The 11,196-nt window shown below is 64.3% G+C and carries 10 protein-coding genes and 2 pseudogenes; 5 read left to right on the top strand and 7 right to left on the bottom strand.

Annotation, left to right across the window (positions count from 1 at the left end):
• From JWR89_RS15750 to JWR89_RS15735, 4 genes and pseudogenes are all read right to left on the bottom strand, one after another.
• A pseudogene (locus tag JWR89_RS15750) lies at window positions 1-327 on the bottom strand (hypothetical protein); the annotation flags it as partial.
• A gap of 67 nt (window positions 328-394) precedes the next feature.
• A complete protein-coding gene (locus JWR89_RS15745) occupies window positions 395-976 on the bottom strand; it encodes a YqaA family protein (RefSeq protein WP_299717742.1) in 582 nt (193 codons plus the stop codon).
• Window positions 977-1,040: 64 nt separating this feature from the next.
• On the bottom strand, window positions 1,041-1,439 hold the full coding sequence (gene hisE / locus JWR89_RS15740) for a phosphoribosyl-ATP diphosphatase (RefSeq protein WP_299717740.1): 399 nt from the start codon (window positions 1,437-1,439) through the stop codon (window positions 1,041-1,043).
• Window positions 1,440-1,557: 118 nt separating this feature from the next.
• Complete coding sequence (locus JWR89_RS15735; protein ID WP_299717738.1) at window positions 1,558-1,974, bottom strand: hypothetical protein; 417 nt, start codon at window positions 1,972-1,974, stop codon at window positions 1,558-1,560.
• A 288-nt stretch (window positions 1,975-2,262) separates the two neighbouring features.
• Here JWR89_RS15735 and JWR89_RS15730 point away from each other — a divergent pair, with 288 nt between their 5' ends.
• The 5 genes from JWR89_RS15730 (at window position 2,263) to JWR89_RS15710 (ending at window position 9,389) form a co-directional block, all read left to right on the top strand.
• Entirely contained in the window at window positions 2,263-3,258 is a 996-nt protein-coding gene (locus JWR89_RS15730; protein WP_299717744.1) for an ABC transporter substrate-binding protein, read from the top strand.
• 93 nt (window positions 3,259-3,351) lie between these two features.
• Window positions 3,352-5,148 carry a glucan ABC transporter ATP-binding protein/ permease gene (locus JWR89_RS15725; protein WP_299717736.1) on the top strand — a complete coding sequence of 599 codons (1,797 nt, stop codon included), beginning with the start codon at window positions 3,352-3,354 and terminating at the stop codon, window positions 5,146-5,148.
• Between the two features lie 231 nt (window positions 5,149-5,379).
• Entirely contained in the window at window positions 5,380-6,780 is a 1,401-nt protein-coding gene (locus JWR89_RS15720; RefSeq protein WP_299717734.1) for a D-alanyl-D-alanine carboxypeptidase family protein, read from the top strand.
• 200 nt (window positions 6,781-6,980) lie between these two features.
• A complete protein-coding gene (locus tag JWR89_RS15715) occupies window positions 6,981-8,666 on the top strand; it encodes a long-chain fatty acid--CoA ligase (protein ID WP_299717732.1) in 1,686 nt (561 codons plus the stop codon).
• A 237-nt stretch (window positions 8,667-8,903) separates the two neighbouring features.
• The gene (locus JWR89_RS15710) at window positions 8,904-9,389 is read left to right on the top strand and encodes a peroxiredoxin (protein ID WP_299717730.1); all 486 of its coding nucleotides are present in this window, start codon (window positions 8,904-8,906) and stop codon (window positions 9,387-9,389) included.
• A gap of 167 nt (window positions 9,390-9,556) precedes the next feature.
• Here the strand turns inward: JWR89_RS15710 and rnhA are convergent, their stop codons facing one another.
• The 3 genes and pseudogenes from rnhA to ispH all read right to left on the bottom strand — a co-directional run.
• The gene (rnhA, locus tag JWR89_RS15705; protein ID WP_299717727.1) at window positions 9,557-10,000 is read right to left on the bottom strand and encodes a ribonuclease HI; all 444 of its coding nucleotides are present in this window, start codon (window positions 9,998-10,000) and stop codon (window positions 9,557-9,559) included.
• Window positions 9,997-10,977 (bottom strand): homoserine kinase, encoded by a 981-nt coding sequence (locus JWR89_RS15700; protein WP_299717725.1) that lies wholly within the window; start codon window positions 10,975-10,977, stop codon window positions 9,997-9,999. The genes rnhA and JWR89_RS15700 overlap by 4 nt, the downstream gene beginning before the upstream one ends.
• 5 nt (window positions 10,978-10,982) lie before the next feature.
• Window positions 10,983-11,196, bottom strand: a pseudogene (ispH, locus tag JWR89_RS15695) (4-hydroxy-3-methylbut-2-enyl diphosphate reductase); the annotation flags it as partial.

The following is an 11,196-nucleotide window of genomic DNA, read 5'->3' as shown; positions in this document are numbered from 1 at the left end:
CAAGCCGTCCGTGCTTTCGCCGAAACTCTTGAAGGACGGTAGCGCCGGCAGCTTCAGGGGCGAATCCTGGAACAGTTTGCCGATTTCATTGATCAGGCCCGGATTTTCTGCCGGGGGAGATGCGGGCGCGACGGGCGGCGCCGGTGGCGCGACGGGAGCGGGCGCAGGCGCAGGCGTTTCCGCGGCTGGAGCCACCTGGATAATGATCGATTTTTGCGCCGGTGGAGCCGCCTGCGACCAGGCGCACGCGATAGCCACGGCAAGGATCAGCGTCACCAGCACGGCGATGAGGAAGGCGCGGGCGGTCGCGGCGATCGGATTCGTCAACTCAGACATGAGTCGAAACGTACCCCGGCACCCGCGCCGGGGGAAGCGCCCCAAGCCAGAACCCGGCCTAGAACATGCGGAAGGCGATGATGAAGCCGAGCAGCAGCAGGCCAACGGCAAGCCCGACCCAGAGTCCCAGCCGCTTCTCGATGGTCTCGCGGATCCATACGCCATACCGGTTGAGCAGGATCGCGACGATGAAGAAGCGGCCACCGCGGGCGATCAGCGACAGCCCGATGAACATCCAGATGTTGTAATTGGCAAAGCCTGACGTGATCGTGACAAGCTTGAACGGAATCGGCGTCAGGCCCTTGAGCAGGATGATCCAGGCGCCGTATTCGGCGTAGCCGGCGCGGAACGCCTCGACCTTGTCGCCGTAGCCATAGAAGCTGATCACCCAGTGACCCACGGAATCATACAGCAACGCGCCGATGGCATAGCCGACCACGCCGCCGGCCACCGAGGTCAACGTACACAGCCCCGCATAGAACCAGGCCCGCTCCGGCCGTGCCAGCGCCATCGGAATCAGCATCACGTCTGGCGGGATCGGAAAGAACGAACTTTCCGCGAACGACACCATTCCCAGAATCCAGAGCGCGTAGGGCTTGTGGGCGGCGTCGATGCACCAATCATACATTCGTCTAAGCATGGCCGCGATGAACCACCCTCGTCGCGATTTGTCCAGCCAGAGACGCAGGAACCGCTCGAAAGGTTTAGCTGAGCTTGCGCAGCCGACCACCCTCGGCCGCGACAATTGGTCGCCGCACGGCGCGCGTTGCACCTGGCTTCAGAGGCTTACGCGGTTTGGGGAGCTTCTCGGCAATGCCGAGCATGTCCTCACGGCGGTCCATCTCGGCCCACACCTGATCTGGCCGAACCCCAGCCGAGGCCCACAGAACCGTCAGATTATACAGCAGGTCGGCGCTTTCGCGGATCACCGCATCGGGTTTGCGGTTGACCGCGTCGATTACGACCTCGATGGCCTCCTCGGCCAGCTTCTTGGCCATCTTCGCCGGCCCGCGCTGAAACAACCGGGCCGTCCGCGACACCGCCGGATCGAGATCCTTGGCCGCGATCACCGCCAGATAAAGTCGGTCGAGCGAATCACCCATCCCGATAAGGTAATCTAAAGCCGTCGCCAGCGCGTTAACGTCTGGTGCTAAGCGGTTTAACGCAAATCGCCGACCGTCTGGAGGCGGCCGGCGATTGATAGTTCAGGACGGATCCGCGTTACCAGGTCTGACGACGGGAATTGTCGTAGCCATGACCGCCGCCATATCCGCGATACGGTCCACCGCCATAATAGGCCGGGCCACCGTCATAGTAGGCGGGGCCGCCGCCGTAATAGCCGTATCCGGGGCCATTATCGTAGTAGTCGCGGCGGTTCTGGGTCGCCGCGATCGCGCCGATAGTCCCGACGATGCCGGCAAAGGCCGCCAAACCCGCCGCGTTGCCGCCGCCGCGGCTATAATGCCGGCGTCGCGCCGAGCTGAAATCGGTGGCGCCGCTGGTGCCTTGGCTGGCAGTTGCTTTCGCCGCCGGAGCAGCCATGACGGCCGATGGCGCGAACGAAGTGAACGCCACTGCCGCGACAGCCGCCATGACGGCAGCGCGGGCGGTGGAAGAAAACGAGGTGCGTGTGAACATATCAATGTCCTCCGTGATCGGCTGGCCCTGCGGGCCTCGGATTGCTAACCACTTCGGTCATCATGGGTTCCCAAACCCCAACGCAGGCTGAACGAAGGGTGTCGGAAGCAAGGCAGTCACCGGACGTTCAGATTCGATGTGCATATTGCCGGTAGAATGTCGCAGCCTCGCTGTGATCGATCAAACATACCGCCGGCCCGAACTGCCGCGCGATCCTGCTGTCAGTGCCTCATGCGTAATGTCGTGAAAAGCTTCTCCCGTCGAAATCTGATCCTCTCCATCAGCGCGCTGGCGGTTGCCAACGGCGCCTCGCAGGGCCGCGCTGCCGACGATAAAGCGCCGGTTGCGATCCAGTTCGTGCTCGATCGCCCGATCGACGCAGTGGCGGCGCCGTTCGTCCTGGCGTCCACGCGCGGCCTGTACGGTGCCGAAAATCTCGCCGTCACGACAACCGTCGCCAGCGGCAGCCGCGACGCCATCGCCCGCGTCGCTTCGGGGGCCAGCGACATGGCTTTGGCCGACATCAACGCGCTGGTACGCTATCGCGATGCCGCCGATGCCGTCCCGATCAAGGCGGTGTTCGTGCTGCTCAACCAGGCGCCCTACGCGATCGTCGCCCGCAGAAGCCGCGGCGTCACCTCGCTCGGCAGCCTCGACGGCAAGACGCTGGGCATCGCCGAGGGCGACCTGGCGATCCGGCTGTGGCCGGCGCTGGCCCGCCGCAACAACATCAAGCTCGCGAATGTGAAGCAGGAAAAGATCAGTGCAGCCGTGCGCGAGCCGATGCTGTCGGCGGGACAGGTCGATGCCGTCAGCGGCTTCTCCTATCTCTCGGCGGTCAACCTGCGCGACCGCGGCGTGCCGGCGGACGACCTCGCGGTGTTTCGCTTCGGCGATTATGGCAGCGCCGCCTATGGTCTGGCCGTCATCGCCAATCCGAAATTCGTCGCCGAGAAGCCCGAGGCCGTCAAAGCCTTTGTCCGCGCTATCGCCACCGCTACCCAGCTCACCATCCAGCAGCCGGCGAAGGCGATCGACGATGTGCTGACGCAGATGGAGAGCGGCTCGCGCGACCTTGAACTGGAGCGGCTGAGGGTCGCTATCCGCGACAACATCCTGACCGACGACGTCCGCCGCGATGGCCTGGGCGGCATCGATCCGGCGCGCTTCGAGACCTCGATCGGCGAGATCGCCGAGGATTTTACCTTCCACAGGCGCCCCACCGCCTCGGACGTGTTCGACGATGCCTTCCTGCCGGGCTCGATGGGCCGCAAGATCAACTGAACAACTATTGCGGGCGGCTGTATTCCACTGCCGATCCCTGCTTAGAATAGTGGCGGCCGATCATTCCGTTCGCGTCGTCCCGAGTGCCTCTCCATGATCCGACTCTACACCCGCGTGCTGCAATTGCTCGGCAAGGAGAAGCGGCTCGGCTGGATCCTGGCCGCCGCCAACCTGCTGCTGGCCGGCGCGCAATTCGCAGAACCGGTGCTGTTCGGCCGCATCATCGACGTGCTGTCGGGCAATCTTTCCACCGGCGCGCTCAATGCCGAAGTCGCCTCGCCATGGCCGCTGCTGGCGGCGTGGGTAGGCTTCGGCCTGTTCACCATCGTCTGCGGCGCCGTGGTGGCACTGCACGCCGACCGCCTCGCGCATCGCCAGCGCCAGGCGGTGCTGACCGATTATTTCGAACACATCATGCAACTGCCGCTGACCTATCACACCGGCACCCATTCCGGCCGGCTGATGAAGGTGATGCTGCAGGGCACCGATGCGCTGTGGCGGCTGTGGCTGGGTTTCTTCCGCGAGCATTTCGCCTCGATCATGTCGCTGATCGTGCTGCTGCCGCTGTCGGTCGACATCAACTGGCGGCTGGCCGTCCTGCTCGCGGTGCTGTGCGTCGTGTTCACCGTGCTGACCACGTTGGTGGTGCGCAAGACCTCGGGCATGCAGAGCGAGGTCGAGGAACATTACGGCGACCTGTCGGCGCGGGCCTCGGACGCGCTCGGCAACGTCGCGCTGGTGCAGAGTTTTACCCGCGTCGATGCCGAGGTGCAGGGGCTGCGCGGCGTCGCCGACCAGTTGCTGGCGGCGCAGATGCCGGTACTGTCGTGGTGGGCATTGGTCACGGTGATGACCAAGGCCTCGACCACCATCACCGTGCTGGCGATCTTCACCGTCGGCATCGCGCTGCACCAGCAGGGCCTGACCACGGTGGGCGAAATCGTGATGTTCGTCTCGTTCGCCACCATGCTGATCCAGCGGCTTGAGCAGGTGGTGTCATTCATCAACGGCGTGTTCATGGAAGCACCGCGGCTGCGTGACTTTTTCAACGTGCTAGACGCGGTGCCGGCGGTACGCGACCGCCTCGACGCCATCGATCCCGGCCGGCTTCAGGGCATGGTCGAATTCAACGACGTCTCGTTCTCGTATGACGGCAAGCGCCCGGCGGTGGAGGATCTTTCCTTTATCGCGCTGCCCGGCCAGACCATCGCGCTGGTCGGCGCCACCGGCGCCGGCAAATCCACCGCCATCGCGCTGCTGCACCGCGCATTCGATCCGCAGTCCGGCTTCATCCGCATCGACGGCATGGATGTCCGCGGCCTGACGCTGGCGGCGCTGCGCCGGAACATCGGCGTCGTGTTCCAGGAGGCGCTGCTGTTCAACCGCTCGATCGCCGACAATCTGCGCGTTGGCAAGCCCGATGCGACCGATGAAGAATTGCGCATCGCGGCTTCCCGCGCTCAGGCGCTCGACTTCATCGAGCGCAGCGAGCGTGGCTTCGAGACCAATGCCGGCGAGCGTGGCCGCATGCTGTCCGGCGGCGAGCGACAGCGGCTGTCGATCGCGCGGGCAATCCTGAAGGACCCGCCGATCCTGATTCTCGACGAGGCCACCTCCGCGCTCGACGCCGTGACCGAGGCCAAACTGAACGCCGCTCTCGATGAAGTGATGAAGGGCCGAACCACCTTCGTGATCGCGCACCGGCTGTCCACCATCCGCAATGCGACGCGAATTCTGGTATTCGAGAATGGCCGTGTGATCGAAAGCGGAACGTTCGATGAACTGGTGTCGCAAGGCGGCCATTTCGCCGACCTGGCGACGGCGCAATTCATGGTTCAGGAAAAGGCGCGGGCCAGCATGGCGTTACCGGAGGCAATGCCGCCGCTGTGAGACTGCCGCTACCGGTCGAAATTTGGCCCCTTTCATCGACGAATAGAGCGCCAACCACTGTTCTGATGGTTTCAGCCGGTATAGGTTTGCTGCCGTCACAGATTGATGGCCGGATCGCATGTACCTCCCGAACGTTACATTCCAGGACGTCCGCCCGCGGCCATGCTGCGTGGCGAGCGACCCGACAACAACCGGAATCGGCTAGTGTCATTTTTCTCTGCATCGCGCCGCTTGCTATCATTGAATGGAATCGCGCTGATCGCGGGGCTCGCGATCGCGGCCCTCGCGCCCCGTGCGGCCGGCGCCGAGGCGCTGCTGGTGGTCGAGGTCGACACCGGCAAGGTACTGCAGGCAGAGAACGCCACCTATCCTTGGTATCCGGCCTCCGTCACCAAGCTGATGACCGCTTATGTGGTGCTGAAGGCAGTTAAGGAGGGACGCACTACGCTGGAGTCGCTGGTGACGGTGTCGCCGACCGCGGCCTCGCAGTCGCCATCCAAGATGGGCTTCAAGGCCGGCACCCAGCTCACCATCGAAAACGCCATGACGATGATGATGGTGAAATCGGCCAATGACATGGCGGTCGTGCTGGCCGAAGGAATCGGCGGCTCGGTCGATGGCTTCTCCGAGCTGATGAATGCGAACGCGGCGCGCCTCGGTATGACGCAAACCCATTACGTCAACCCGAACGGCCTGCCGGCCGACGGCCATGTCACCTCGGCGCGCGATCTCGCCATTCTGGCGCGGGCTATCATCCATGATCTCCCCGAATACGAATATTTCGTCCACATCCCCGCGATGAAGTTCGGCCGCCGGATCACTCCGAATTTCAACAAGCTGATCGGCCGCTTTCCCGGCGCCGATGGCATGAAGACCGGCTTCATCTGCGCCTCCGGCTATAATCTGGTGGCCACCGCCACCCGCAACGGCAAGCGGCTCGTCGCCGTGGTGCTCGGATCGACCTCCGGCCAGGCCCGCGCCCTCAAGGCGGCGCAACTGCTGGAGCGCGGTTTTTCTGCCAACAACCTGACCTGGCTCCGCCCGGCGCTCGGCACCGTTGATAATCTGGTGCCGATCGACGCCGCGCCGCCGAACCTGCGCGACGAGATGTGCGGACCGAAGCGCAAGCGCCCGGCCAGCGACGCCGACGACGAAGCCGAGGTCGCCGGCAACGCGAGCGGCGGAAGCCCGGCTTTGGCCTTCTTCACCGCCGGCTTGCAGCCGCCGACCCTGCGTCCTGCCGACATGCTGGCGGCCGCCGCCGCCCCGGCCGAGCCCGTCATCGTCTATCTTGGCCCGAAGAAGACCGGCTCCGACCTGATCGCCGCCAACGCTGTCGAGGAAGCCAAGCAGACGCCGAAGGCCAAGCCGAAGAAGCGGATCGCGGCGAAGAAGCCCGATGCGGCGACCGACTCCAAGGACGCCAAGCCGGCTGCTGGCGCCGAGGCCAAGCCGGCCGCTCCCAAGCAGGCCGCCGCGAAGCCGGCCGCCATCAAACCCGCAGCGGCCAAGCCGGCCGCCGCCGACGCGGCGAAACCAAGCGCCCCTGCCAAGCCGAAGGCTGCGGCCAAGCCGGCGCCCAAGGCCACCACCGGCGATGCCAAACCGGCAGCTTCGGCCCCACGCAGCTAGCATTCCGCTGCTAGTGGACTGGGGACGGCCGCGCAGCCCACGTTAACCTCACCTTGCCCGCTTGCGGGGCGAGCGAGCGCATAGCCGGCGCCCAGCCGATCGCCACGCTAAACTTCGGCCTCTCATGTTGCGCCGCCGCTTGCTATCGACTCGCGCTTTGCTCAATACTTCCACAAAACAACATAGCAAGGGGGAAGGTCATGGAGCGAATCTGGCTCAAGCAATATCCGGCCGGCGTGCCGGCTGACATCGATGTGAATCTGTATCCGTCGCTGGTCGATCTGCTGGAAGAGAGCTTTGCGAAATTTCGCGACCGCAAGGCCTTCATCTGCATGGACAAGTCGATTACCTATCGCGAACTCGACGAAATGTCGGTGGCGCTGGGCGCCTATCTGCAGAGCAAGGGCCTCGCCAAGGGCGCGCGCGTCGCGCTGATGATGCCCAACGTGCTGCAATATCCGGTGGCCACCGCCGCGGTGCTGCGCGCCGGCTATGCGGTGGTCAACGTCAATCCGCTCTACACGCCGCGCGAGCTTGAACACCAGCTCAAGGATTCCGGCGCCGAGGCGATCATCGTGCTGGAGAATTTCGCCTCCACCGTGCAGCAGGTGATTGCAAGGACCGCGGTGAAGCAGGTCATCGTTGGCAGCATGGGCGACATGCTGGGATTTAAGGGCGTGATCGTCAATCTGGTGGTCCGCAAGGTGAAGAAGATGGTGCCGGCCTGGTCGCTGCCCGGCGCGGTGTCGTTCAACGACGCGCTGAGCGCCGGCCGCCACATGAAGTTGACCAAGCCGGAGATCGGCCGCGACGATGTCGCCTTCCTGCAATATACCGGCGGCACCACCGGCGTCTCCAAGGGCGCGACGCTACTCCACCGCAACATCCTCGCCAACGTGCTTCAGAACGACGCCTGGCTGCAGCCGGCGCTGCGCAAACCGCCCCATGTGGAGCAGATCTTCATCGTCTGCGCGCTGCCGCTGTACCACATCTTCGCGCTGACGGCCTGCTTCCTGCTGGCGATGCGCGCCGGCGGCGTCAACCTGCTGATCCCGAACCCGCGCGACATGCCGGGCTTCGTCAAGGAATTGATGAAGTATCAGGTCAACAGCTTTCCGGCGGTGAATACGCTCTACAATGGCCTGCTGAACACGCCGGGCTTCGACCAGGTAGACTTCTCCAAGCTGAAGATTTCCAACGGCGGCGGCATGGCGGTGCAGAAGGCGGTGGCTGAACGGTGGCTGAAGACAACCGGCTGCTTCGTGGCCGAGGGCTACGGGCTGTCGGAGACATCGCCGACGCTGACCTGCAATCCCGCCGACGTCGATCAGTTCAACGGTTCGATCGGCGTGCCGGTACCCTCGACCTGGATCTCGATCCGCGACGACGATGGTCACGAAGTGCCGCTCGGCGAGCCCGGCGAGATCTGCGCCAAGGGACCGCAGATCATGTCCGGCTACTGGAACCGGCCTGACGAGACCGCCAAGGTGATGACCGCCGACGGCTACTTCCGCACCGGCGACATCGGCATCATGAGTGCCGATGGCTATACCAAGATCGTCGATCGCAAGAAGGACATGATCCTGGTCTCGGGCTTCAACGTCTATCCCAACGAGGTCGAGGACGTTATCGCCAGCCATCCCGGCGTGCTGGAATGTGCGGTGATCGGCGTCGCCGACGAGCGGTCCAGCGAGGCGGTAAAGGCCTTTATCGTGCGCAAGGACCCGAACCTGACCGCGGAGGATATCATCAAGTTCTGCGGCACCCAGCTGACCAACTACAAGGTGCCCAAGCAGATCGAGTTCCGCACGTCGCTGCCGAAGACCAATGTCGGCAAGATCCTGCGCCGCGAATTGCGCGACGAGAACAAGCAGGCGGCGGCGTAAGCGGGTCTCGTGTCCCGGACGCGGTGCAGCGTGCAACGCTGCTCCGCAGATCCGGGACCGTTCCAAGCTCTGCATTCGTGACGGCCCCGGATCAGCAGCGCACCACGGCGCGGGCGCGCTGCGTTGCGCTGCATCCGGGGAACGTCTGCGTAGCTGACTTGGCTTTACGCGACCAATATTGTGCGCGTCACGCAGCCGGTCTAAATACAGCCACCCACATTCCTGGAGAGATCGACGATGACCATCAAAGTTGGCGACAAGCTGCCCGAGGCGAAGCTGCGCGTGATGACGGCGGAGGGTCTCGCCGTAAAGACCACCGACGACGTATTCAAGGGCAAGAAGGTCGCGCTGTTTGCGGTTCCCGGTGCCTATACCGGCACCTGCCACAAGATGCATCTGCCCAGCATCTTCCTCAACGCCTACGCCATGAAGGACAAGGGCGTCGACAGCATCGCGGTGATTTCCGTCAACGATGCGTTCGTGATGAATGCCTGGAAGAAGGACACCGATCTGCGCGACGAGGCGACCTTCCTCGCCGACGGCAACGCCGAATTCACCAAGGCGATCGGCATGGAGCTGGACGCCTCGGGCAACGGCCTCGGCATCCGCTCGAAGCGCTACTCGATGCTGGTGGAAGACGGCGTCGTGACCAAGTTCAACCTCGAGCCGAACCCCGGCAAGGTCGAAGTCTCCGGCGGCGACACGCTGCTCGAGCAGCTATGAGTAGCTGCTAACTGCAGACCTTGTTCCCGGACGCGGTGCGGCATTCTTGTGCCGCTCCGCAGATCCGGGATCCCGGTTTTTTCTGCGTAAGAATACCGGGACCCCGGATCTGCAGCGCACCACGCCCAAGCGGGCGCGCTGCGCAGCGTCCGGGGAACGGGTGCCTGCTACTTCCTGTTCTTGTTCTCGATCAGCCCGTCGCGCGCCAACTGGTCCGCGCGTTCGTTTTCATCGTGGCCGGCGTGACCCTTGACCCAGTGCCAGCGCACATCGTGCGTATGCAGCGCGGCGTCGAGGCGCTGCCACAGATCGACGTTCTTGACCGGCTTCCTGTCGGCGGTCTTCCAGCCGTTCTTCTTCCAGCCGTGGATCCAGCTGGTAATGCCGTTGCGGACATACTGGCTGTCGGTGTGCAGATCGACGCTGCACGGCTTCTTCAGCGCTTCCAGCGCCGAGATCGCCGCCATCAGTTCCATGCGGTTGTTGGTGGTATGAGCCTCGCCGCCCTTCAATTCCTTTTCGGCATCGCCGAACTTCAGGATCGCGCCCCAGCCCCCCGGGCCGGGATTGCCGGAACAGGCGCCGTCGGTGTGGATCAGAACCGGTGTCATGCGGGCAGACCCGAGGTTTCGACGCCGTAATCGGCCATGCTCTTCACCGACTGGTGGAAGCGCAGTTTTCGCACATATTCCAGCGGGTCCTTCGGCTGCACCATGGCGCCGGCGGGCACGTTGAGGAGATCCACCAGACGCGTCAGCAGGAAACGCAACGCCGCGCCGCGCGCCAGCAGCGGCAAGGCCGCCTGCTCCGCCTCGGACAGCCTTCGCTCGCGGCCATAGGCCGACAGAAACGCGCGCGCCTTGGTGACGTTGAAGGAATGATCCGGCTCGAAACACCAGGCGTTGAGGCAGATCGCCACGTCGTAGGCGAACATGTCGTTGCACGCGAAATAGAAGTCGATCAGGCCGGAGAGCCGGTCGCCGAGAAACAGCACGTTGTCGGGAAACGCGTCGGCATGGATCACGCCGCTCGGCAGGTCCTTCGGCCAGCGGCCTTCGAGGTAGTTCAGCTCGGAGGCGAGGAATTCCCGCAAGCCGGGCTGCACCTCGTTGGCGCGCGCGGCTGCCGAACTGAACAACGGCCGCCAGCCCGACACCGACAGCGCGTTGGCGCGGTCCATCGCGAAATCCTGACCGGCGAGATGCATCTTGGCCAGCGCCTGGCCGATGCCGGCGCAGTGCACGGCATTCGGCTTGCGCGGCCACACGCCTTCGAGAAAGTCGATGATCGCGGCGGGCCGGCCGGCCAGCGTGCCGAGCATCTTGCCGTCGCGCATCTTCACCGGCTCCGGACAAGGGATGCCGTGCGACGCCAGATGCGACATCAAACCGAGAAAGAACGGCAGGTCGCCCACCGCCGTGCGCTTTTCGTACAGCGTCAGGAAGAACGAACCCGCCGTGGTGTGCAGCAGGAAGTTGGAGTTCTCGACGCCTTCGGCGATGCCCTTGTAGGACAACAGCTCGCCGATATCGTAGGCGGCGAGATACTCCGACAGTTCATCGGCGGGAACGTCGGTATAGACCGCCATGAAGGTTACGCCGCGTCGGGGCGCAGCGAGCGCGGCAGCGGGAAGAACTCGTTCTCCTCCGCGGCCGACACCGTCTCCACATGCAGCTCGTAGCGCTCGGCGAAGGCGCCCATGATCTCCTCGACGATCACTTCCGGCGCCGAGGCGCCCGCGGTGATGCCAAGGCTCTTGATGCCTTCGAACATGCTCCAGTCGAGATCGGCGGCGCGCTGCGCCAGC

The sequence above is a fragment of the Tardiphaga sp. genome (assembly GCF_028290785.1).
In the GTDB taxonomy this organism is placed as follows: Bacteria; Pseudomonadota; Alphaproteobacteria; order Rhizobiales; family Xanthobacteraceae; genus Tardiphaga.
Note: the sequence above shows the minus strand (reverse complement) of the source record. Positions and strands in the feature narration are given on the sequence as shown.

Bases quoted from the DNA above. Each gene is read 5' to 3' on its own strand.
- JWR89_RS15745 (WP_299717742.1), bottom strand. From the start codon at position 976: ATGCTTAGACGAATGTATGATTGGTGCATCGACGCCGCCCACAAGCCC.
- rnhA (WP_299717727.1), bottom strand. From the start codon at position 10,000: ATGACACCGGTTCTGATCCACACCGACGGCGCCTGTTCCGGCAATCCC.
- JWR89_RS15715 (WP_299717732.1), top strand. From the start codon at position 6,981: ATGGAGCGAATCTGGCTCAAGCAATATCCGGCCGGCGTGCCGGCTGAC.
- JWR89_RS15700 (WP_299717725.1), bottom strand. From the start codon at position 10,977: ATGGCGGTCTATACCGACGTTCCCGCCGATGAACTGTCGGAGTATCTC.
- JWR89_RS15710 (WP_299717730.1), top strand. From the start codon at position 8,904: ATGACCATCAAAGTTGGCGACAAGCTGCCCGAGGCGAAGCTGCGCGTG.
- JWR89_RS15735 (WP_299717738.1), bottom strand. From the start codon at position 1,974: ATGTTCACACGCACCTCGTTTTCTTCCACCGCCCGCGCTGCCGTCATG.
- hisE (WP_299717740.1), bottom strand. From the start codon at position 1,439: ATGGGTGATTCGCTCGACCGACTTTATCTGGCGGTGATCGCGGCCAAG.
- JWR89_RS15725 (WP_299717736.1), top strand. From the start codon at position 3,352: ATGATCCGACTCTACACCCGCGTGCTGCAATTGCTCGGCAAGGAGAAG.